We start from the raw sequence: 23,277 nt of genomic DNA on the forward strand, positions 1-23,277 counted from the left end.
CGCAGCTAAAATGGAACCGGCCCGCCGCGATATAACCTGGATTAATCACGCGGCTGAAAGTCGCGTATCCATGCCGACGGCCGTCGCGGCGCGATCGCTCGCTTGGGCTTTGGATCTCACCCGAAGCATGATTGACGCCACGTGCCTACGCCGCTCGCGCTCGCGCCGTCAGCTCCGCCATGGTGGTGGACTTGAAGCTCGGCCGCGCCTCCAGCCGTTCGATCCAGGCGACAAGGTTGGGATGGCCGGCGGTCAGCTCCGCCCATTCCGGCGTCAACGACAGGAAGCTCGCCTGCGGCGCGGCCTGCAGATCGGCCAGCGACAGATGATCGCCGACCATGAACGGCTGCTCGCCGAGCAGCCGCGACAACTCCGCGATGACGGTTCTCGCCTGCGGCATCGCGCGCGCGATCGCGGCTTCGTCGGTGGTCGTGCCGAAGAATTGCGGGCCGACGATGCGCTGGAAGATGATGACGTTGCAGACGCCCTGGAACAGGTACCAGTCGCTGATGTTCATCACCTGGTCCATGCGCGCGGCCTGCCTGATATCCGCGGGCGTCAGGGCCGGCTCGGGCAGCACGCGGTCGAGATAGCGCAGGATCGCCTGGGTCTCGTACAACACGAAGCCGTCATGCGCGAGCACCGGCACGCGCCCGAAGGGATGACGCGCCAGATGCGCCGCGCCCTTGGAGTCGCCCGGCGCCAGCGCCGCGAGCCGATACGGCGCGCCTTTCTCCTCCAGCGCGATCAGCACGCTGCGCCCGAACGGGCTCCCCGGCACGGAATGGACGACGAACTCGGACATCACGATCTCCCCCACGCAGATGATGAACTGCTCATGATGACGCCGGCGGCCGCTCGGCCTCGGCTACGAAGCGCTGCAGCAGCCCCGGCCAGCCGCCGTCGACATCCCGCCGCATCGACGCGCCGGCCTCGCGGCCCATGGTTTCGAACTTGTGGTGCAGCAGCTCGACGCGGGTCACGTCCGGGTCCTCGGCAACGAATTGCACATCGACCTCCGAGCGCATCGCCGCGTCCGGCTTCCACTGCGCATCGATCTGCCACAGCATGACGAAGCGATGCGGCGGCTCCCATAGCGTGATGGTCGCGACCGTGGTCGCCGTGCCGTCCTCGGCGATCTCGAGCCAGCGGCCGCCGAGCTTCGGCTCCAGCATCACCTTCTCGATCGGCTTGCGGCCGACCCCATGCGTATGCGGCCACCAGCGCGTCAGGCCGCGCGTGAACACGTCGAACGCATGATCGATCGGCGCCCGGACATGGACGAGCTTCCGCTCCGGCGCGATCACGGCCCCCTCACTCATCGATCCCCCCTTTCGTCTGCCGATGCGTGCGCTCCGCCTCGATCTTGAAGGCGAGCAGCGCGTCGTCCCAGAAGCTGTCGAGCCAGTCGCGCAGCTCGGCCAACCCCTCACGGCGCAACGCGTAGATGCGGCGCACGCCTTCGCTGCGCTCCTCGACCAGCCCGGCATCCTTCAGCACCTTCAGATGCTGCGAGACCGCCGGCCGCGACACCGGCATCCCGGCCGCGATCGCATGGACCGGCCGCGGTCCACCGCGCAGCCGTTCGAACACCTCCCGCCGCGTCGGGTCCGCCAGCACATTCAGTGTCGTTCCGTAAGTCATGGCTTACTGTAAGCCACTACTTACATAAACGTCAAGGCGGCAGGCCGGAGAACGCGAGAGCCCCGATCCCTGCAGATCTCGCCACCGCCGGTTGCAAGGAGAAACCCGCCATTAACCATAACCGAACCAGGGTGGAACCAACGGTTGCCGGCGTCCGGGCGGGTTGTGCGACGTCGCTCAGGCTGGCCGGGGCTCGCCATCAATGAGAGGCACGATGCTGGGATTCCGCCGAAAGAACGAACCATCGGACGCCCCGCTTGCGTCCGACACCTCCGCACACGACGCCTTCCAGGACGCGCTGGCCCAGTGCCTCGGTGACTGGGCGGACGGCAAGCTCAATCGCGATATCGGAGGCGTCGATGCTGCCGCGCTGCGCGCCCAGCTCAAGCCGCAACTGATCGAGGCCATCCATCGTCTCGGCACCGCGCTCGCGGCCCGCGCGTCCCAGGATCTCGATTCCGTCGTCGACATCTGCATCAACAGCAACGAAGCCTCGATCAGCGCGGCGCGCCTGATCGGCGCCTCCAACAATCAGTCCGAACGCTGTCAGAGTCTCGCTGCCGCATCGGTGGAGATGCAGGCCTCCGTGCACACCATCCGGTCGACGTCGACCGAAGCCGCTGCCGAGGCTGCCGCGACGCGCCAGGCCGTCGAGAACAGCGTGACCGCGGTACAACGGACGTTGCAGACGATGAACGGCATCGCCAGCTCCGTGCGCGACACCTCGGCGAAGATCGCCGATCTCAGCGCCGCCTCCGCCGAGATCGGATCCATCGTCGGCACCATCGACGCGATCGCCAACCAGACCAACCTGCTGGCACTCAATGCCACCATCGAGGCGGCGCGCGCCGGCGAATTCGGCAGGGGCTTCGCGGTGGTCGCCGCCGAGGTCAAGAACCTGTCGCAGCAGACCACCAAGGCGACGGAGGACATCAAGGGTCGTATCGAGCGGCTGCAAGCCGAGATGAGCGGCATCGTCGAGGCCATGGCCGGCGGCGCCAAGGCGGTCGAGGTCGGCATGTCCGAGATGAACGATCTGGCGCAGGCGATCGATCAGGCCGGCACCCGGACCGCGGTGGTCAGCACCAAGATGGATGAGATCTCCGGCATTCTCGCCGAGCAGTCCGCCGCAACCGACGAGGTCGCGCAGGGCATCACCATCATCGCCGATCTCGCGACCGCCAATGCCAACGAGGTGATGTCGCTCGCGGACACCATGGGCAAGACGGACGCAAAGGTCGGCAAGATGCTGGGCGAGATCGCCAAGCTCTCGCTCGACAACCAGGTGGTGAGACTGGCCAAGGCCGACCACGTGATCTGGAAAAAGCGGCTGGTCGACATGTCGGTCGGCCGGCTGCAACTTCGCGCCGACGAGCTCTCCGATCATCACACGTGCCGGCTCGGCAAATGGTACTATGGCGAAGGCGGTCGGCAATTGGCCGCGGATCCGGCATTCCGCAACCTCGAGCGCCCTCACGAGGCGGTTCATCGCCACGGCAAGGAAGCCGCGCGCCTGTTCAGCTCAGGGCGCATCGAGGAAGCGCTCAACGAGATCGGCAGGGTCGAGGTCGCGTCCAGCGAGGTGTTGGCGGCGCTGGACGAGATCAAGGCATGACCGGGCGGTCGTAACCGAGCGAGATGCGCAGCCCGGATGAGCGGACCGACATCCGGGGCCTCGCGCTGCGGCGGTGAACCCGCATGTCGCTTCGCTGATGCGGGCTACGAAGCGCTACATCTCGTCACTCGCTCTTGTCGACGTTCCAGAACACCGGCACCGCCTGCCCTTCCAGCACGCCGGTGATCGACTTGCGCCAGGCGCTCGGCATGAACCATTGGCCGAGCGGCACGTAGATCACCTGGTCGTAGACTTCCTTCTGGATCTCGGCGGCGATCCGCTTCTGGTCCTCCGGCTTCGTGGCCTTGGCGAAGGCGTCGCGCAGCTCCTCCATCCTGGGATCGTTGGGCCAGCCGAACGGGCTCTTCTGGCCGCGTGCGCCGACGAAGGTGCTGCCGATCGGATTGCCGGAATCGGCGATCACCGAATTGGTGAAGAACATGTTCCAGCCGCCCTCCTTCGGCGGCTTCTGGCTGGCACGTCGCGTCACCACGGTCTGCCAGTCCGTCGTCTGCAGATCGACCTTGAACCCCGCGTCGCGCAGCAGCTGCGCGGCGACCACCGGCTGCGCCTTCAGGGTGATCGCATCGCCCGGCGCGAGGATCACGACGGGCGTACCGTCATAGCCGGCCTCGGCCAGCAGCTTCTTGGCCTGCTCCATGCCGTTGCCCTTCACCAGCGTCTCCGAGCCGATGTCGGATTCGAGCGGCGTGCCGCAGCCGAACACGGCGCCGCAGATCGTGTAGTACTTGGCGTTACCGACGAGCGCGTCGAGCACATCCTTCTGGTTCAGCGCCAGGAACGCCGCACGGCGGATCTTCACATTGTCGAACGGCGCAAACAGGAAGTTCATGCGTCCCAAGGTCTGGTAGCCGAACTTGTTCAGCACGTTCATCGACAGATCGGGATTGGCTGATAGCACCGGCTCGAGATCGAGCGGCGGGAATTCCATGAAGTCGATGTCGCCGGCCTGCAGCGCGTTGACGGCGGTCTGCGCATCGGGCATCGAGACCCACTCGACGCGGTCGACCTTCACCACCTTGCCGCCGGCCGTCCAGCTCGGCGGCTCCTTGCGCGGCACGTAGTCGGTGTTCTTCTCATAGACCGCCTTCACGCCCGGCTGGAATTCAGCCTTCACGAACTTGAACGGTCCGGAGCCGATCTGCTCCGAGATCTGCTGGTTCGCGGGCGTCTCGGCCAAACGCTTCGGCATCATGAATGGTACGTAGGAGGACGGCTTGCCGATCGACTCCAGCACCAGGCCGTACGGCTCCTTCAGCTTCAAGGTGATGGTCTTGGCGTCGGTGGCCTCGAGCGAGGCCGTGGCCTCCATCAGCTTCTGGCCCATGCTGTCGTTGCGGCTCCAGCGCTTCAGCGAGGCGACGCAATCCTCGGCGGTGACCGGCGTGCCGTCGTGCCACTTCAAGCCGTCGCGCAAGGTGAAGGTGTAGGTCAGCTTGTCGTCCGAGACCTTCCACTCGGCCATCTGCGGCTGGACCTGAAACTTGGCGTCGGTCCCGAGCAGGGTGTCGTATACCATGTAGCCGTGGTCGCGGGTGATGTAGGCCGGCGTGAACACGGGATCGATGACGCGCAGGTCTGAATGCATCACCGCCGTGATCGTCTTCTTGCCGGCGGCGAAGGCCTGGGTCGTCACGCCCGCCATCGACACGGCCATGACCGAGGCGACGAACCATGAAACGAGCGCGGATGCGGTCCGGCGCGGAGTATGTGACATGCGATCTCTCTTGACGTGGGCTTCCATCCGAGGGCCCCGATACCGATCAAGGCCTAACGAGGCGTCCTGCGTCGCGTCTGCAAACGCTCAGCAAACAGTCTCGGCGAGGGAGACTTGCAGCAGTTCCATCGGAGGTCAATCGCCACGGACGCATGGGTCACCGCATCACGCGGCCGCACACATCGTGACTGCCGACGATGGCGTCCCGCCATCTGGAACTCGGCTGCGCCTCGTCCGTTATGCGCAGCAGCAAGGAGCCTGATGATGCCGAATGAAGTCACCAAGCCGCGGGACAGCCGACATCCGGCCATGCCGATCCGCACCGATAAGAACCCGTCCCAGGATCAGATCAGCCCACCCTTGATGGTCGAGGGTCTCGAAGCCGTGCGCGATCCGCACTGCTGAAGGGCGCTAACGCACGGGCGAATGCAGGAACAAAAAAGAGACGCGGCGAAGTCTCCACTTCGCCGCGTCTTTGTTTGCTTCACGAGTGCGTCCGCCGCCTACTCGCTCTTGTCGACATTCCAGAACACCGGCGTCGCCGGGCCGTCGAGCACGCCGGTCAGCGATTTGCGCCAGCCACTCGGCAGCAGATATTGTCCGAGCGGGATGTAGATCACCTTCTCGTAGTTCTGCTTCTGGATTTCGGTGGCGATCTTCTTCTGCTCGTCGAGCGAGGACGACCGCGCATAGGCGTCGCGCAGCTTCTCGATGTCGGCATCCTCGGCCCAGCCGAACCAGCCGCCCTTGGTGCCGCGGCCGCCGACCGAGACGTTCGCCACGGGATTGGCGACGTCGGCGCCGACCCAGTTGGTGAAGAACATGTTCCAGCCGCCCTCCTTCACGGGCTTCTGGCTGGCGCGCCGCGTCACCACCGTCTGCCAGTCGGTGGCCTGCAGGTCGACCTTGAAGCCGGCCTCGCGCAACAGCTGCGCCGCCACCACGGGCTGCGCCTTCAAGGTGGTGACGTCGCCCGGCGCCATGATCGCGATCGGCGTGCCGTCATAGCCGGACTCGGCGAGCGCCTTCTTGGCCTCGGCCATGCCGTTGCCCTTGATCAGCGTCTCGGCACCGACGTCGGTCTCGAGCGGCGTGCCGCACACGAACACGGCGCCGCAGACCTTCTGGTACTTCTCGTTGCCGACCAGCGCGTCGAGCACGTCCTTCTGGTTCAGGGCGAGGAAGGCCGCGCGGCGCACCTTCACGTTGTCGAACGGCGGGTTGAGGAAGTTCATGCGGCCGAGCGTCTGGTAGCCGAACTTGTTCAGCACGTCGATCTTGAGCTCGGAGTTCGACTCCAGCACCGGCAGCATGTCGTAGGGAAGGTTCTCCATGAAGTCGATGTCGCCGGACTGCAGCGCGTTCACAGCGGTCTGCGCGTCAGGCATCGTGATCCACTCGACGCGGTCGACCTTCACCACCTTGCCGCCGGACGTCCAGCTCGCCGGCTCCTTGCGCGGCACGTAGTCGGTGTTCTTCTCGTACACCGCCTTCACGCCCGGCTGGAATTCCGCCTTGACGAATTTGAATGGGCCCGAGCCGATCTGCTCGGGAATCTGCTGGCCCTGCGGCGTCTCGGCGAGACGCTTCGGCATCATGAACGGCACCAGCGAGGACGGCTTGGCGATCGACTCCAGGACGAGTCCGTAGGGCTCCTTCAACTTGAGCACGATGGTCTTGGCATCCGGCGCCTCCAGGCTCGCCGTGAAGTCCATCAGCTTCTGGCCCATGCCGTCGTTGCGGCCCCAGCGCTTCAGCGAGGCGACGCAGTCCTCGGCGGTCACCGGCGTGCCGTCGTGCCATTTCAGGCCGTCGCGCAGCGTGAAGGTGTAGGTCAGCTTGTCGTCGGAGACCTTCCAGTCCGCCATCTGCGGCTGGACCTTGAAATTCGAATCGGTCGCCAGCAGCGTGTCATAAACCATGTAGCCATGATCGCGGGTGATGTAGGCCGTCGTGAATCCGGGATCGATGACGCGCAGATCCGAATGCATCACCGCCGTGATCGTCTTCTTGCCGGCTGCGATGGCCTGGGTGCTCAGCGCCGTCGAGAGCGAAAGCATGGAAACGGCGAGGCTCGTCGCGAGCGTCAGACGTTTCCAGCGCGGGCTGTGGAACATTACGAGGTCTCCTGAGTGGATGGCTTGACCTGAAACTCATCAGATCCAGACCATTCGTTGGGCGTGCAGATCAATCCTTGTGCGAACTAACATGCTGTAAGTCGCGAGCTTTCGACAGTTGCAGACGTCGCCTTTCGCGTCAATCCGCATTCAGCGCATGCGGCCCTGGGCTGAGAATGCCGTTAACGTCTGCGTAGCTTTCGCTTTACAAGACGTGCGCAACTCCGTCTCGTGTCATGAGATCGCGACAAAGCCTTGAGAGAGCACAAATGAATCCAGCCCATCTTCCCTTCGATACCGACATCATGCTGCAGGGCTTGCGGGACTGGGTCGAATGCGAAAGTCCGACCTGGGACGCCGCAGCGGTGGAGCGCATGCTGGATCTCGCCGCGCGCGACATGGCCATCATGGGTGCGACGATCGAGCGCATCGCCGGACGCCAGGGCTTCGCCGGCTGCGTGCGCGCCCGCTTCCCGCACCCGCGGCAGGGTGAGCCGGGCATCCTGATCGCCGGCCACATGGATACCGTTCACCCCGTCGGCACGCTGGCCAGGCTGCCTTGGCGCCGCGAGGGCAACAAATGCTACGGGCCCGGCATCTGCGACATGAAAGGCGGCAACTATCTCACGCTGGAAGCGATCCGCCAGCTGATCAAGGCTTCCATCGCGACGCCGCTGCCGATCACCATCCTGTTCACGCCGGACGAGGAGGTCGGCACGCCCTCGACCCGCGACATCATCGAAGCCGAGGCGCAGCGCAACAAATACGTGCTGGTGCCCGAGCCGGGCCGTCAGGACAACGGCGTGGTGACCGGCCGCTATGCCATCGCCCGCTTCAATCTCGAGGCGATCGGACGTCCGAGCCATGCCGGAGCGCGGCTCGGCGCGGGCCGTTCCGCGATCCGGGAAATGGCGCGACAGATCCTCGCCATCGACGGCATGACGACGGAGGACTGCACCTTCTCGGTCGGCATCGTGCATGCCGGCCAGTGGGTCAACTGCGTCGCCACCACCGCCACCGGCGAGGCCCTCAGCATGGCGAAGCGGCAGGCCGATCTCGACCGCGGCGTGGAGCGGATGCTGGCGCTGTCCGGCACCACCGACGACGTGACCTTCAAGGTGACGCGCGGCGTGACGCGGCCGGTGTGGGAGCCGGATTCCGGAACCATGGCGCTGTACGAGAAGGCGCGCGGCATCGCCGAACAGCTCGGCCTGTCGCTGCCGCACGGCTCGGCAGGCGGCGGCTCGGATGGCAACTTTACCGGCGCGCTCGGCATTCCGACCCTCGACGGCCTCGGGGTGCGCGGCACCGACATGCACACCCTGAACGAGCACATCGAGATCGACAGCCTCGCCGAGCGCGGCCGCCTGATGGCGTGCCTGCTCGCGACCCTGGCGTAGGATTGCCTCCGGGCAAGATCTCGTAGCCCGCATGAGCGCAGCGACATGCGGGGTCATCGCCGCAGCGCGAGACCCCGGGGTCGCTTCGCTCTCCCGGCTACGCACCGCCTGCTGCGCAGCAGCACGGTTTCATTTTCCGGGACCAGGACGGTGAGTAGACAACGGCTCCACGGCGCGCGCATGATGGCATGCGGCTTGCAAAGTTTCGCGCAGGGTTCGCCGCAAAGTGCTGCGACATTGTTCGCAAATGCGACGGTTCGCGCGGATCACGAACACCGTGTCATCGCGCGTGCACGAGCGGACGAGCGAACACCGGAGACCTTGAAAGCGATGGATATCGGTGACATGCACACTCTCTCACGACGTTGCGCGCGTCGCCCCAGCACCATGAAGGCGGTTCTCTCAAGATGATCGGTTATCTGCTTCGCCGCATCCTCGCATCCATCCCCGTGATGGGCGTGGTGGCGCTGTTCGTCTTTCTCCTGCTGCGGCTGACGCCGGGCGATCCCGCCGCGATTCTCGCCGGCGACAACGCGACTCCGGAGCAGCTCGAGCGCATCCGCACCACGCTCGGACTGAACGAGCCGCTCTACATCCAGTTCATCACCTGGATCAATCAGCTGCTGCATGGCGATCTCGGCGTGTCGCTGATCTCCAAGGTGCCGGTGCTGCAGATGATCGGCCAGCGCATCGAGCCGTCGATCTCGGTCGCGGTCTCGACCATCATCCTGTCGATTCTCGTCGCTGTCCCGCTCGGCGTCATCGCGGCCTGGAAGCACGGCACCTGGATCGATCGTTTCGTGATGGCGCTCTCGGTGATCGGCTTCTCGGTGCCGGTGTTCGTCATCGGCTACATCCTGATCCAGCTGTTCGCGATCAACCTGCGCTGGGTCCCCGTCCAGGGCTTCAAGAGTCTCAGCGCCGGCTTCGGCCCGTTCTTCGAGCGCATCATCCTGCCGACCTGCGCATTGTCCTTCATCTACGTCGCGCTGATCGCGCGCATGACGCGCGCCGCGATGCTCGACGTGCTCGGCGAGGACTTCGTGCGCACCGCGCGCGCCAAGGGCGTCAGCGAGATCGCGGTGCTGCTGCGCCACGCGTTGCGCAATGCGGCCGTGCCCGTCATCACGGTGATCGGCTCCGGCTTCGCGCTGTTGATCTCCGGCGTCGTGGTCACCGAGAGCGTGTTCAACCTGCCCGGCATCGGCCGCCTCACCGTCGACGCCGTGCTGGCGCGCGACTATCCGGTCATCCAGGGCATGATCCTTCTGACCTCCTTCATCTATCTCGCGGTCAATCTCCTGATCGACCTCGCCTACACCCTGCTCGATCCACGCATCCGCTACTGAGGCCCTTTCCGATGGCGATCGTCACCACCCCTGAGCCGTCGATCCCGGTCACCACGCGACTGGGGCCCCGGTTCGGCTTTCTCACCTCGACCCCGATCATCGCCGTGGCGACCGTCTGCCTGTCGCTCATCGTGCTGATATCGATCCTCGCACCGCTGCTGGCGCCGCACGATCCCGTGCTGCTCGCGCCGGCGCAGCGGCTCAAGCCGTCGAGCGCGCAACACCTGCTCGGCACCGACGCCTATGGCCGCGACCTGCTGTCGCGCACGATCTATGGCGGCCGCATCTCGCTTCTGGTCGGCGTCGGCGCCGCGATCATCTCGATCGCGATCGGACTCGTGATCGGCCTCGTCTCCGGCTTCTTCCGCTGGGTCGACGCCATCCTGATGCGCGTGATGGACGGCCTGATGGCGATCCCGAGCATCCTGCTCGCCATCGCCGTCGTCTCGCTGTCGGGCGCCAGCGTCGGCACCGTGATGATCGCGATCACCATCGTCGAGATCCCGCGCGTCGCGCGCCTGGTCCGCTCGGTCGTGCTGACGGCACGCGAGGAGCCCTACGTCGAAGCTGCGATTTCGCTGGGGACGTCGATGCCCAAGATCATGTGGCGGCATCTGATGCCGAACACGATCGCGCCGCTGATCGTCCAGGGCACCTACATCTGCGCCGCCGCGATCCTCACCGAGGCGATCCTGTCGTTCCTCGGCGCCGGCATCAGCCCGGAGACGCCGACCTGGGGCAACATCATGGCCGAGGGCCGTTCCTACTTCCAGATCAAGCCGTCGTTGATCTTCTGGCCGGGCCTGCTGCTGTCGATCGCCATCCTCTCGATCAACCTGATCGGCGATGCCGCGCGCGACGCGCTCGACCCGCGCATGAAGCAGCGCGAGGCCGGCAAGTGACGGCCTTTCGTAGCCCGGATGATCATCTCACTTTTCGTCATTGCGAGCGAAGCGAAGCAATCCAGGGCCACGCCCGGAACTCTGGATTGCTTCGTCGCTTCGCTCCTCGCAATGACGCTGGAGAAATGAACACATGACCGACACCATCCTCGACATCGACAATCTCGTCGTCACAGTCGGCAAGACGAAGAACCCGAACGGCCCGCGCATCATCGACGGCGTATCGATCAAGGTCGAAAAGGGCGAGACGCTCTGCGTCGTCGGCGAAAGCGGCTCCGGCAAATCGGTGACCTCGCTGACCACGATGGGCCTGCTGCCGAAGAACGCGCTGCATGCCGTCGGCGGCAGCGTCAAGCTGGTCGGCGAAGAGCTGCTCACGGCGAGCGATCGCCGGCTGCGCGAGCTGCGCGCCACCCGGATGGCGATGATCTTCCAGGAGCCGATGACCGCGCTCAATCCGGTCGTGCCGGTGGGCCGCCAGATCGACGAGGTCCTGCGCGCGCATACGTCCCTCGATGCGCGGACGCGGCGCAAGCGCATCCTCGACATGATGGAGCAGGTCCACCTGCCCGACGTCGAGCGCATTTTCGGCTCCTATCCCCATCGCCTGTCCGGCGGCCAGCGCCAGCGCATCATGATCGCGATGGCGCTGGTGCTCGAGCCGAAACTCCTGATCGCCGACGAGCCGACGACCGCACTCGACGTCACCACGCAGAAGCAGATCCTCTCGCTGATCCGCGAGTTGCAGCGCGATCACGGCACCGCCGTGCTGTTCATCACCCACGACATGGGCGTCGTCGCCGAGATCGCCGACCGCGTCTCGGTGATGCGCCAGGGCCGCCTGGTCGAGACCGGCGCGCTCGACAAGATCCTGCGCAGCCCCGAGATGGACTACACGCGCAACCTGCTCGCCTCCGTCCCCAGCCTGATCCCACGCCCGCCGCGGCCCGAGAGCACCGAGCCGGTGGTGCTGGAGACCAACGAGCTCGGCAAGGTCTATCGCGAGCGCTCGTTCCTCGGCAAGGCGCGCGAAGTCGTCGCTGCGCAGAACGTCACGCTCACCCTGCGCAAGGGCCGCACGCTCGGCATCGTCGGCGAAAGCGGCTCCGGCAAATCGACCGTGGCCCGCTGCATCGTGCGGCTGATCGATCCGACCTCCGGCGGCGTCCGCCTCGCCGGCCACGAGATCTCGATCCTGACCCGCCGGCTGCTGCAGCCGCACCGCAAGCGCATCCAGATCGTGTTCCAGGATCCCTACCGCTCGCTCAACCCGCGGCTGACCGTCGGCGAGAGCATCGCCGAGGGACCGGTCAACTACGGCACCTCGCATGACAAGGCGATGGCGCGGGCGCGCGAGCTGCTCGAGCTGGTCGGCCTGCCCGCGGACGCGATCTCGCGCTACCCGCACCAGTTCTCCGGCGGCCAGCGCCAGCGCATCGCGATTGCGCGCGCGCTCGCGCTCGATCCCGACGTGCTGGTGGCGGATGAAGCGGTCTCCGCGCTCGACGTCTCGGTGCAGGCGCAGGTCCTGGAACTGCTCGACGAGATCCAGCAACGGCTCGGCATCGCCATCCTGTTCATCACGCATGACCTGCGCGTCGCCGCGCAGATCTGCGACGACGTCGTCGTGATGCAGAAGGGCCGCATCGTCGAGCAGGGCCCGGCCGGCGAGATCCTGACGCATCCGAAGGAGGCCTATACCAAGTCCCTGCTCGAGGCCGCGCCGGGACGGAACTGGGATTTCGCGAACTTCCGGCCGGTGGCGGAGGCGGTGGCGTAGCAGCGCCACGCACCGCTGTCATTCCGGGGCGTGCGCAGCACGAACCCGGAATCCATACCCACAGGCGGGTGTGGTGATATCGGCTGGTCGACAGCCTGCTTCCCAACGACCGCCTGTGGGTATGGATTCCGGGCTCATCGCCGCGCGATGCCCCGGAATGACGCGCGGAGAGAGTCCGTGCAGGCCGGCGCGCCGTCATCGTGGCCCGCATGCAAAACGGCATCGCTCCTTCGCTTGCCTGCGCCGCGAGGGCCGGTCTAACGTCATGACACGTTCAACGGCCTGAGGCGAAGTAATGACGCGCGTCGCGATCGGCGGCTTCCTGCACGAGACCAATACATTCGCACCGACGAAAGCCGACTACGACGCGTTCATGCACGGCGGCGGCCGCGCTTCGATCGCCGATGCGGCCTCCGTGCTCACGACGATGCGCGGCATCAATGCCGGCCAGGCCGGCTTCATGGCAGTCGCGGAAGCCAACGGTTGGGACGTCGTGCCCACCATCGCCTGCGCGGCGAGTCCCTCCGCGCATGTCACCAGGGATGCGTTCGAGCGCATCACGGGCGTGATGGTCGACCGCATCAAGGCCGCCGGCCCGCTCGACGGCGTCTATCTCGACCTGCATGGTGCGATGGTGACGGAGCATCTCGACGACGGCGAAGGCGAGATCCTGGCGCGCGTGCGCGAGGTGATCGGCCCGAACGTGCCGCTGGTCGCGAGCCTCGACCTGCATGCCAACGTCACCCCCGAGATGATGGCACATGCCGATGCGCTGATCGCCTACCGGAAATATCCGCACACCGACATGGCCGACACCGGCCGCGCCAGCGCCGAGCACCTCGCGCTGCTGCTGCGCGCAAAGACGCCGCTGGCGAAAGCCTTCCGGCAGTTGCCGTTCCTGATCCCGATCAGCTGGCAGTGCACCAATGACCAGCCGACCAAGGGCATCTACGAGAAGCTTGCGGCGCTGCAGAGCGAGGCGGTGCCGACGCTGTCGTTCGCGCCCGGCTTTCCCGCCGCCGATTTCGCGCATTGCGGCCCAAGCGTGTTCGCCTATGGCCGGACGCAGGCCGACGCGGACGCCGCGGCGGATGCGATCGCGGCGATCGTCGCGGGCCACGAGGATGATTTCGACGGCCGCATCTACACGCCCGATGACGGCGTGCGCCATGCGATGACGCTGGCGAAGACAGCAACGCGTCCGATCGTGATCGCCGACACCCAGGACAATCCCGGCGCGGGCGGCGATTCCGATACGACCGGCATGCTGCGCGCGCTGGTGCGCAATCGCGCCAGCCGCGCCGCGATCGGCATGATCTACGATCCGCAAGCGGCGATCGCCGCGCATGCGGCCGGCGAAGGGGCCACCGTGACGCTGTCGCTCGGCGGCAAGAGCGGCATTCCCGGCGATGCGCCGTTCGAGGAGAGCTTCATCGTCGAGAAGATCTCCGACGGCCGCTTCGTCGCACCCGGCCCGTTCTACGGCGGCCGCAAGATGGAAATGGGACCGTCAGCGTGTTTGCGCATTGGCGACGTCCGCGTCGTCGTGGCCTCGCACAAGTCCCAGCTTGCCGACCAGGAGATGTACCGCTTCGTCGGCATCGAGCCGACCGCGCAGGCGATCCTGGTCAACAAGAGCTCGGTGCATTTCCGCGCCGATTTCGAACCGATCGCCGAACATCTCCTGATCTGCGCCGCGCCCGGCGCGATGCCCGCCGATCCCTCCACCCTGCCCTGGACCAGCTTGCGTCCGGGCATCCGCCTCAAGCCGAACGGCCCGGCGTTCGAAGCTTAACCCGACAACGGAAACGCCCCATGCCCACCATCGATCGCATCCAGGCTTACGCCGACGAGCTCACCGCCATCCGCCGCGACCTGCACGCGCATCCGGAGATCGGCTTCGAGGAGACGCGCACCTCCGGCATCGTGGCCGAGAAGCTTGCGCAATGGGGCATCGAGGTGCATCGCGGCCTCGGCGGCACCGGGGTGATCGGCGTGCTGAAGGGCAAGAACGACAGCGGCAGGAAGATCGGCCTGCGCGCCGACATGGATGCGCTGCCGATGGAGGAGAACACGAACCTGCCGTGGCGCTCGACCATCCCCGGCCGTTTCCACGGCTGCGGCCATGACGGCCACACCACGATGCTGCTCGGCACCGCGCGCTATCTCGCCGAGACCCGCAACTTCGACGGCACCGTGCACTTCATCTTCCAGCCGGCGGAGGAAGGCCTCGGCGGCGCACGCGCGATGATCAAGGACGGCCTGTTCCAGAAGTTTCCCTGCGACGAGCTCTACGGCCTGCACAACGCGCCGGACTTGGAGCACGGCGAGATCGCGATCCTGCCCGGTCCGGCAATGGCCGGCGCCGACTTCTTCGACATCCGGATTTCCGGCTACGGCGCTCATGGCGCCATGCCCGAGCGTTCCAAGGATGCGGTGGTGATCGCGACCAGCGTGGCGCAGGCGATCCAGACCATCGTCAGCCGCAATGTCGAGCCGCTGCAGGCCGCGGTCGTCTCGATCACGCAGATCCACGCCGGCTCGGCCTACAACGTCATTCCCGGCGATGCGTGGCTGTGCGGCACCGTGCGCGCGTTCTCGGATCCCGTGCGCGCGTTGGTCCGCGAGCGCATGCGCGCGATCTGCGCCGGCATGGCGGCCGCCTTCAATTGCGAGATCGATGTCGACATCCGCGACACGTTCAGCGTGCTGGTGAACCAGGAGGAGCAGTCCAAGGTCGTCGAGCAGGTCGCGCGCACCGTGGTCGATCCATCCAAGGTGCTGACGCGCTCGACGCCGAAGATGGGCAGCGAGGATTTCGCCGACATGCTGCAGACGATTCCCGGCGCCTATTTCTGGGTCGGCCATGACGGCTCGGTGCCGGTGCACAATCCCGGCTACGTGCTCGACGACAAGATCCTGCCGATCGGCGCCAGCATGTTCGCCCGCATCATCGAGACGCGGCTGCCGGCGGCCTAGCGCGACTGACATACGTCAATGAGCGGGCGGCAGATCGAGATGAACTTCGGCGTGGGAGTACCAGCATGCACAAGCCCGTCTCGGATGACGTCACCTCGCTTCACGATCTCTCCGCCGTCGACCTGATCGCCGGCTATCGCGCGCGCCAGTTCTCGCCGTCCGAGGTGATGGACGAGGTCCTGGCGCACGTGGCGGCGTGGGAGCCGCACATCAAGGCGCTGTATCTGCTCGACGCCGACGCCGCGCGGGCCGCGGCCGAGGCGTCGACCGCGCGCTGGGCCAATGACGAGCCGGCCGGCGTGCTCGACGGCGTACCGGCGACGGTGAAGGACAATCTCGCCACCAAGGGTCAGCCGATGCCGCTCGGCGCAGCCAGCGTCACGCGCACGCCGCTCGCCGCCGATGCGCCGCCGGTGGCGCGGCTGCGCGAGGCCGGCGCGATCATCTTCGCCAAGACCACGATGCCCGATTACGGCATGCTGTCGTCCGGCCTGTCGAGCTTCCATCCGCTGACGCGCAATCCATGGGATCTCCGCATGAACCCCGGCGGTTCGAGCGCCGGTGCGGGTGCCGCAGCCGCCGCGGGCTACGGTCCGCTGCATGTCGGCACCGACATCGGCGGCTCGATCCGGCTGCCCGCGTCGTGGTGCGGCCTCGTCGGATTGAAGCCGAGCTTCGGCCGCGTGCCGATCGACCCGCCTTATGTCGGCCGCGTCGCCGGTCCGATGACGCGCATCGTCGACGATGCCGCGCTGATGATGAGCGTGCTGTCCAAGCCCGACCGCCGCGACGGCACCAGCCTGCCGCCGTCGGACCTGCACTGGAAGGTCACGGAGAAGCCGGTGCGCAAGCTGCGCATCGGCCTGATGCTCGATCTCGGCGGCGTCGGCCAGCCACTGGAGGAGCCTGTGCGCGCGACGACCCTGGCTGCGGCGAAAGCGTTCGAGGACGCCGGCGCCGTGATCAGCGAGGTCAAGGGCTTCCTGACGCGCGAGATGCTCGACGGTCTCGACAATTTCTGGCGTGCACGGCTGTGGGACGATCTGGCGCGGCTGGCGCCCGAGGTGCGCGCGAAGACCCTGCCCTACATCCTGCGCTGGGCCGAACGCGGCGCCGCGCTCTCCGGCGTCGAAGTCGTCAGAGGCTTCAACGTCACGATGGCGCTACGCGCCGCCGCGGCAAGACTGTTCTGCGACTACGACTACATCATCTCGCCAGTCTCGCCCGGCGTGAAATTCCCCGCCGAGCTCGCCTCGCCGGTCAACGATCCCGAGAGGCCGTTCGAGCACATCACCTACACCGTGCCCTGGAACATGTCGGAGAACCCGGCAATCTCCGTCAATGCCGGCTACGACCCCGACGGCTTCCCGATCGGCCTGCAGATCGTCGGCCGCCGCTTCGATGATGTCGGCGTACTCGGGATGGCCAAGACGTTCGAGGGATTACGCGGCGAGCAGCGGCCATGGCCGATACCGCCGGCCTCCTGATTCGCGTCACCCCACTCCTTCCTCCGTCATTGCGAGCGAAGCGAAGCAATCCAGAGTCCCGCCCACGACTCTGGATTGCTTCGCTTGCGCTCGCAATGACGGGGAAAGAGCGTGGGCCACATCGCTGCCGGATCGCGTGCTGGGAGACCAATGAAAAGCGCGGCTCTTTGCCCGCCATGCGGAATGTCGGCACGATTTGACGCGGCCTCTCGCTGAACTATTGTACTCCCTATCGTCGATCCCAGTCGTCGTCATTCCGGGGCGTGCGAAGCACGAGCCCGGAATCCATACTCACGATGGTGGTTATGGATTCCGGGCCTGCGCCCAAGAGGGCGCATCCCGGAATGACGGCGGAGATTGTGGCACGAGCAAACAACTAATAAGCGCCACGACAACATCAGGAAGCGCCAATGGCCTATCAGACCATCCTCTACGACGTCGCCGACAAGATCCTCACCATCACGCTGAACCGGCCGGAGAAGCTCAACGCCTTCACCGGCACCATGATGGAGGAGCTGATCGACGCCTTCGATCGCGCCGACAAGGACGACGGCGTCAGGGCGATCATCGTCACCGGATCGGGCCGCGCGTTCTGCGCGGGTGCTGACCTCTCCTCCGGGGCCGACACGTTCGATCGCGATGCCAAGCGCGGACCGGTGAAGCGCCACGCCGATGGCCGCGTCGACTATTCCGATCCGCAGGTGCGCGATGGCGGTGGCCAGGTCACCTTGCGCATCTTCAAGTCGTTGAAGCCGGTCATCGCCGCGGTCAACGGCCCCGCCGTCGGCATCGGCGTCACCATGCAGCTCGCGATGGACATCCGCATCGCCTCTGACGCGGCGCGGTTCGGCTTCGTGTTCTCCCAGCGCGGCATCGTGCCGGAGGCGGCGTCGAGCTGGTTCCTGCCGCGCATCGTCGGCATCTCGCAAGCGCTGGAATGGTGCTACACCGGCCGCGTGTTTCCGGCGCAGGAGGCGCTCGCCGGCCGCCTCGTCAGCAAGGTCGTGCCGCCGGATGATCTGCTGCCCACCGCCCGTGCGCTGGCCCGCGAGATCGCCGACAAGACCGCGCCGGTGTCGATCGCGCTGATCCGCCAGATGATGTGGCGCATGATGGGCGCCGACGATCCGATGGAGGCGCACAAGGTCGACAGCCGCGGCATCTACGCGCGCGGCCGCTCCGACGACGTCAAGGAAGGCGTGGTGTCGTTCCTGGAGAAGCGCCCTGCGCAATTCAAGAACACGGTGACGGCCGATATGCCCGACTATTTCCCGTGGTGGGATGAGCGGGAGTATAAGTAGCGCCACGGCCCCAGGACACCATTTGGCAAAGAACGGCGTCCAGAGCGCCACGCGATAGATGGCGCGGTATGGGTCCTGGCTCAAGGCCGGGACGACGCCGCGTGGGCGGCAACTGCAACGACTCCATCAGCAGCACCAGGATCGCAATCAACCCCGGCAGCCAATCACCGCGCCAATCACATCGCGTGCGATCGCTCACGCCGCCTTGATGCCGCGAATGAAGTCGTCGACATGGCGGCGCATGCTCTCGGACTGACGCAGCAGCTCCGCCGACGCCCCGAGCACCTGGCTGGCGGTGGCGCCGGATTCGTTTGCGGCGGCCGTGACCTGCTGGATGTTCTGCGAAATTTCGTCGGTCCCCTTGGCTGCGTGCTGGACGTTCCGCGCCATCTCGCGCGTCGCCGCGCCCTGCTCCTCGACGGCATTCGCGATCGACGACGCGATCTCGTTCAGCTCGCCGATGGTCGTGGTGATGCCGCGGATGGCCCGGACGGCCTCGCTCGACACCTCCTGCATTCCGGAGATCTGCGCGCGGATCTCGCCGGTCGCCTTGGCGGTCTGCTCGGCGAGCAGCTTCACCTCGCCGGCGACGACGGCAAAGCCGCGGCCGGCTTCACCCGCCCGCGCGGCCTCGATGGTCGCATTGAGCGCGAGAAGATTGGTCTGGCCGGCAATGTCGCTGATCAGCCGCACGATGTCGCCGATCCGCTCGGCCATGCTGGAAAGGCCCTGCACGGTCTCGTTGGTCCTCTGCCCCTCCGCGGCCGCCTTCTGCGCCATGTCGGCCGACTGCGTCACCTGACCGCCGATGCCCGCGACCGAGCTCGACAGCTGGTCCGTCGCAGCGGCCATCGTCTGCATGTTGCTCGACGCGGCCTCGGTCGCCTGCGCAACGCTGCTCGCTTCACTGCAGGTCCGGCTCGCCGTCCGATTCATCACGGCGGCCGTCGATTCGAGCTGTGCCGAGGCTGAGATCACGCTGTCGATCACGGCCGCGATGTCACCGCTGAAACGGTCGGTCAGTTCGCCGACGCGCTTGGCTTTTTCGGCGCGCTGGCTCATCGCCTCCGCATCCCTGGCAGCGAGCTCGGCGCCATGGATCATGTTCTCCTTGAAGACCTGCACTGCCCTCGCCATCAGGCCGACCTCGTCGCGCCGATCGACCGCGTCGATTGCAGTGCTCACATCGCCCTTCGCCAGCCGCGTCATCGTATCGGCAAGGGCGTTGATCGGCCTGGTGATGCTGCGCGCCAGCGCAACGACGATCGCGAGGCTCAGCGCCAAGGCGACCAGCAGCAGCGCGCCGACGGCGGCGAGGCTGGCCGTGGCCGCGGCCTGCTTGCCGGCCATCAGCTCGGACAGCTCGACGGCCAGAGCGTCTTCGACCTGCTTCAGCAGATCGATCCGCAGCGTGGCCGCATCGAACCAGGCCTTGCTCGCAAGCCCTTTGAAATCACCGCTGACGCCGCCCTGCTCCACCACCTTGCGCATGGCAACGACGCCGTCGATCGCCGATCCCGTCATCGCCGCATCGAACGCCGCACGTCCTTTCGCCGAGGCGGCGGCGCGAAATCCCGCGAAATAGCTATCCTGCGCCGCAGCCAGCCCTATGGCGCGCGCGTAGGCGGCCTGCTCGAAGCGACCGGCGGCAAGGCCTCCCGCCACGACCGCGCGCTCCAGGCCGGCGCGCTCCTTGCCTTCGGTCAGATTGCCATAGGCAATGATCGCCTTGGAGATATCGTCGTCGTCGCTGAGCCTCGATATGCCGCTGATCAGGCTGATCAGCCGGCTGACGATCTCGGTGAGCGAGCTGACCGCTGCCGCCGGCGTGACGGCTTGGGCATCGATGTCGCCGCGGCGGCGATCGAGCTGCGTCAACGCCTGTTCGCCCGCCTGCGCCGCCTCGGCCAGTGCGGCGCTCCGGCGCAGCCCGTCCAGCGCGGCAACCGCGTGCGCGCGCTCGCCATCGGTCAGCTTGCGCTGCTGATCCAGCTCGGCACGCATCTGCGTGCCCTTGCTGCTCAGAAATGCCGACGACATGCCGCGCTCACGCTGCAGCTCATGAACGAAGCGGCTGAGCCTGGCGACGGCGTCCGCCGCCGGCTGCATGCGCGTCATCTCGACACGCACCGCCCATTTCGTGGAAATCTCGTAGGCCGCCAACGCGGCCAGTGTGACGATGGGCAGCAATGCAGACAGGGCTATGCGGTGAAGTATCTTCGACGTCTTCAACATGATCGGCCTCGACCTGTCCGATCACTCTATGAATCCAGTGGTAAAAAAATACACAGCCCCATCCGCCGAATTTTTGGGCAGACGCCTGCCAACTAATCCATCACCAGCGCGACGCGTCCGATGGCCCTGCGCTCGATCAGAAGCCGCATCGCCGATGCGTAATTGTCGAACGGCACGCGGTGGGAGACGTTGGGCCGCAGCTTGCCTTGCTCCGCGAACGCGAGCAGTGCAGCCATCCGTCGCTCGCCCAGCTCGGGATCCTTCCGCACCGCCTCGCCGGCGCGAACGCCGAGCACGCTTGCGCCCTTCATGAGGATCAGATTGGTGCGTGCGAGCCCGATGCCGCCGGTGAAGCCGACCACCAGCAGCCGCGCGCCCCAGGCGATGCAGCGCACGCTGTTCTCGAACACCTCGCCGCCGACGGGATCGAACACGACGTCGACGCCGCGGCCATCGGTGATGTGTTTGACGGCGTCGCGGAACGGCCCGCGTGAATACAGAATGAGATGATCGGCGCCACGCGCGCGTGCCACCGCGAGTTTCTCCTCCGACGACGCCGCCGCGATCACCGCTGCGCCGAGCAGCTTGCCGATCTCGACGGCGGCGAGGCCAACGCCACCGCCGGCGCCGTGCACCAGCAGCGTCTCGCCGGGCTTGAGCTGGCCGCGATCGACCAGGGCGTGATGGGCGGTGCCGTGGCCGGCGAGATAGGTCGCGCCTTCCGCGTAGTCGAAAGTCGACGGCAGCGGCGTGAGCTGGCTGGCCGCAACCACCGCCTCCTCCGCATAGGCGCCGAAGCGCATGCGGACGATCACCTTGTCGCCGACGGCGCGGCCGGTCACGGCGGCCCCGGTTTCGACGACGTCACCGGCGGCCTCGACGCCGGGCGTGAACGGCAGCTCAGGCTTGAGCTGATACTCGCCGGCCGCCATCAGTATGTCCGGAAAGTTGATGCCGGCAGCGCGGATCTTCACCCGCACCTCGCCGTCACCGAGTGAGCGCGGCGGTAGGGCCTCCAGCCGCAGCGTCTCCGGCGGACCGAGCTCGCGGCAGACGATCGCACGCGGCATCAGGCGCGCCCCTTCGCCCGCGCCAGCGCCTCGCGGATCAGCGGCAGGCGATCATTGCCGAAATACATGTCGGTCACGTCGAGGAAGATCGTCGGCGAGCCGAAGCCGCCGCGCTTGACGACCTCCTCGGTGTTGATGCGCAGCTGGTCCTTGATGCCCTGCTGCGCGATCCCATCGAAGAACGCCTTCGGATCTATGCCGACGCGCCGGCACACCTCGGTCAGCACCGCATCCTGCGAGATGTCCTGGTCCTCGCCCCAATAGATCTCGAACACGGCCCGCGCGAACGGCACCATGTCCTGGCCCAGCCAGATGCAGCCGCGCATCGCCTTGACGCTGTTCACCGGAAACACCAATGGCGGCATCTTGATCTTGAGCCCGGCCGAGCGGGACCAGTCGTCGAGGTCCTTCAGCGTGTAGGCCGCCTTGGCCGGCACCGGCTTCTCGCGCTGCGCATAGACGCTGGGATTGACGGTGTTGAAGATGCCGCCGACCAGGATCGGCCGCCAGACGATGTCGACGCCGAATTCTTGCGCGAGCGGTTGGATGTTGTGGAAGGCGAGATAGGTCCAGGGGCTGGAGCAGTCGAAGAAGAATTCGATCATGTGTGTTTCCTCAAGGTCTTGATAAGTTCGCCTTTGCGCGCGCAAAAATCCGGAGTGTGGTCGTGGCCCTGGATTGCTTCGCTTCGCTCGCAATGACGGAGAGAGTTGGTGCAAACCACTCTTTCCGTCATTGCGAGGAGCGTAGCGACGAAGCAATCCAGGGGCTGCAACATACGGTCTGGATGGCTTATCCCCATGCTCCTCGCGATGCCGCGGAGCTCGCTCACGACCGCCCCGTCATCTCCTTCGCGCGCGCGCCGAACATCACATGACGCGACTGCTCGTTGAACGGCTCCTTGACGAACTTGCCGATCGCCAGCCCCGCCTGCAGCTTGGGCCGCGCGCGCAGGTCCGCGTACCAGCGCTGGATGTCGGGATAGTCGTCGAGCGTGAATCCCTGGGCCTTATGCGTCATCATCCAGGGAAAGCAGGCGATGTCCGCGATCGAATAGTCGTCGCCGGCGACATAGGCGCCGGTCTTGCCGAGCTGCACGTCGAGCACGTGGAACAGCCGTGCGACCTCGTCGCGGTAGCGCTGGATCGCGTAAGGGATCTTCTTAGCCGCATAGAGCGCGAAATGGCCGTGCTGCCCCATCATCGGTCCCAGTCCGGCCATCTGCCACATCACCCATTGGATGACACGCGAGCGCGCCCGCGTCTCCTGCGGCAGGAAACGGCCGGTCTTGTCGGCGAGATAGATCAGGATGGCACCGGTCTCGAACACCGGGAACGGCGCGCCGCCGTCGGCCGGCGCGTGATCGACGATCGCGGGAATCCGGTTGTTCGGGCTGATCGCCAGGAACTCTGGCTTGAACTGGTCGCCGGCGCGGATGTCGACGGGAATGACGGTATAGGGCAGCCCGAGTTCCTCGAGCATGATCGAGATCTTCCAGCCGTTCGGCGTCGGCGCATAATGGAGATCGATCATCCTTCCACGATTCCTTCCCCGGACCATTATGCCGCGCTGCGGAACACGCGAGGCGGCTTCGTTCTTCTGTACCTGAAGGGTAAGCCATGGCAGACAGGCGCTCAAGCCTGACCGCCTTTATGCTGGA

19 protein-coding genes are annotated in these 23,277 nt (G+C 66.3%); 10 read left to right on the forward strand and 9 right to left on the reverse strand.

The window, feature by feature from the left end:
* Positions 1–145 precede the first annotated feature (145 nt).
* From QW861_RS04705 to QW861_RS04715, 3 genes are read right to left on the reverse strand one after another with little or no spacing between them, the layout of a single operon-like run.
* Positions 146–805 carry a glutathione S-transferase family protein gene (locus QW861_RS04705; RefSeq protein ID WP_316172943.1) on the reverse strand — a complete coding sequence of 220 codons (660 nt, stop codon included), beginning with the start codon at positions 803–805 and terminating at the stop codon, positions 146–148.
* A gap of 31 nt (positions 806–836) precedes the next feature.
* Positions 837–1,322 (reverse strand): SRPBCC family protein, encoded by a 486-nt coding sequence (locus tag QW861_RS04710; protein ID WP_316192752.1) that lies wholly within the window; start codon positions 1,320–1,322, stop codon positions 837–839.
* Positions 1,315–1,644 carry a metalloregulator ArsR/SmtB family transcription factor gene (locus QW861_RS04715; protein WP_315714704.1) on the reverse strand — a complete coding sequence of 110 codons (330 nt, stop codon included), beginning with the start codon at positions 1,642–1,644 and terminating at the stop codon, positions 1,315–1,317. Before QW861_RS04715 ends, QW861_RS04710 begins: the two co-directional genes overlap by 8 nt.
* 214 nt (positions 1,645–1,858) lie before the next feature.
* On the opposite strand from QW861_RS04715, the gene QW861_RS04720 reads away from it, so the two are divergent.
* Entirely contained in the window at positions 1,859–3,259 is a 1,401-nt protein-coding gene (locus QW861_RS04720) for a methyl-accepting chemotaxis protein (protein ID WP_315749436.1), read from the forward strand.
* 124 nt (positions 3,260–3,383) lie between these two features.
* Here QW861_RS04720 and QW861_RS04725 read toward each other — a convergent pair whose 3' ends face one another.
* Entirely contained in the window at positions 3,384–4,997 is a 1,614-nt protein-coding gene (locus QW861_RS04725; RefSeq protein WP_315749434.1) for an ABC transporter substrate-binding protein, read from the reverse strand.
* A 264-nt stretch (positions 4,998–5,261) separates the two neighbouring features.
* Here QW861_RS04725 and QW861_RS04730 point away from each other — a divergent pair, with 264 nt between their 5' ends.
* Positions 5,262–5,402: a hypothetical protein gene (locus QW861_RS04730; protein ID WP_315714707.1), complete on the forward strand. Its 141-nt coding sequence runs from the start codon at positions 5,262–5,264 to the stop codon at positions 5,400–5,402.
* 98 nt (positions 5,403–5,500) lie between these two features.
* Here the strand turns inward: QW861_RS04730 and QW861_RS04735 are convergent, their stop codons facing one another.
* The gene (locus QW861_RS04735) at positions 5,501–7,114 is read right to left on the reverse strand and encodes an ABC transporter substrate-binding protein (RefSeq protein ID WP_315749432.1); all 1,614 of its coding nucleotides are present in this window, start codon (positions 7,112–7,114) and stop codon (positions 5,501–5,503) included.
* Positions 7,115–7,383: 269 nt separating this feature from the next.
* Between QW861_RS04735 and QW861_RS04740 the strand changes: the two genes are divergently transcribed.
* From QW861_RS04740 to QW861_RS04775, 8 genes are all read left to right on the forward strand, one after another.
* Positions 7,384–8,514 (forward strand): M20/M25/M40 family metallo-hydrolase, encoded by a 1,131-nt coding sequence (locus QW861_RS04740; protein WP_315749431.1) that lies wholly within the window; start codon positions 7,384–7,386, stop codon positions 8,512–8,514.
* Positions 8,515–8,921: 407 nt separating this feature from the next.
* Positions 8,922–9,863, forward strand: a complete 942-nt coding sequence (locus QW861_RS04745) for an ABC transporter permease (protein WP_315749429.1) — start codon at positions 8,922–8,924, stop codon at positions 9,861–9,863.
* A gap of 11 nt (positions 9,864–9,874) precedes the next feature.
* Positions 9,875–10,765, forward strand: coding sequence for an ABC transporter permease (locus QW861_RS04750; RefSeq protein ID WP_315714711.1), 891 nt, complete (start codon positions 9,875–9,877; stop codon positions 10,763–10,765).
* Positions 10,766–10,898: 133 nt separating this feature from the next.
* Positions 10,899–12,545, forward strand: a complete 1,647-nt coding sequence (locus tag QW861_RS04755; protein ID WP_315749428.1) for an ABC transporter ATP-binding protein — start codon at positions 10,899–10,901, stop codon at positions 12,543–12,545.
* Between the two features lie 295 nt (positions 12,546–12,840).
* Positions 12,841–14,340 (forward strand): M81 family metallopeptidase, encoded by a 1,500-nt coding sequence (locus QW861_RS04760; protein ID WP_315749427.1) that lies wholly within the window; start codon positions 12,841–12,843, stop codon positions 14,338–14,340.
* 20 nt (positions 14,341–14,360) lie between these two features.
* Positions 14,361–15,524 (forward strand): M20 aminoacylase family protein, encoded by a 1,164-nt coding sequence (locus QW861_RS04765; protein WP_315749426.1) that lies wholly within the window; start codon positions 14,361–14,363, stop codon positions 15,522–15,524.
* Positions 15,525–15,589: 65 nt separating this feature from the next.
* The gene (locus tag QW861_RS04770; RefSeq protein ID WP_315749425.1) at positions 15,590–17,011 is read left to right on the forward strand and encodes an amidase; all 1,422 of its coding nucleotides are present in this window, start codon (positions 15,590–15,592) and stop codon (positions 17,009–17,011) included.
* A gap of 410 nt (positions 17,012–17,421) precedes the next feature.
* Positions 17,422–18,312, forward strand: a complete 891-nt coding sequence (locus QW861_RS04775) for a crotonase/enoyl-CoA hydratase family protein (RefSeq protein WP_315714716.1) — start codon at positions 17,422–17,424, stop codon at positions 18,310–18,312.
* Positions 18,313–18,507: 195 nt separating this feature from the next.
* Here the strand turns inward: QW861_RS04775 and QW861_RS04780 are convergent, their stop codons facing one another.
* From QW861_RS04780 to QW861_RS04795, 4 genes are all read right to left on the reverse strand, one after another.
* The gene (locus tag QW861_RS04780) at positions 18,508–20,547 is read right to left on the reverse strand and encodes a methyl-accepting chemotaxis protein (protein ID WP_315749424.1); all 2,040 of its coding nucleotides are present in this window, start codon (positions 20,545–20,547) and stop codon (positions 18,508–18,510) included.
* Between the two features lie 92 nt (positions 20,548–20,639).
* Entirely contained in the window at positions 20,640–21,617 is a 978-nt protein-coding gene (locus QW861_RS04785) for an NADPH:quinone oxidoreductase family protein (RefSeq protein WP_315749423.1), read from the reverse strand.
* Positions 21,617–22,222: a 2-hydroxychromene-2-carboxylate isomerase gene (locus QW861_RS04790; protein WP_315749422.1), complete on the reverse strand. Its 606-nt coding sequence runs from the start codon at positions 22,220–22,222 to the stop codon at positions 21,617–21,619. The genes QW861_RS04785 and QW861_RS04790 overlap by 1 nt, the downstream gene beginning before the upstream one ends.
* Before the next feature lie 223 nt (positions 22,223–22,445).
* Positions 22,446–23,150, reverse strand: coding sequence for a glutathione binding-like protein (locus QW861_RS04795; RefSeq protein ID WP_316192753.1), 705 nt, complete (start codon positions 23,148–23,150; stop codon positions 22,446–22,448).
* Between the last annotated feature and the right edge of the window lie 127 nt (positions 23,151–23,277).

This window comes from Bradyrhizobium sp. SZCCHNRI1029, assembly GCF_032487555.1.
GTDB lineage: Bacteria > Pseudomonadota > Alphaproteobacteria > Rhizobiales > Xanthobacteraceae > Bradyrhizobium.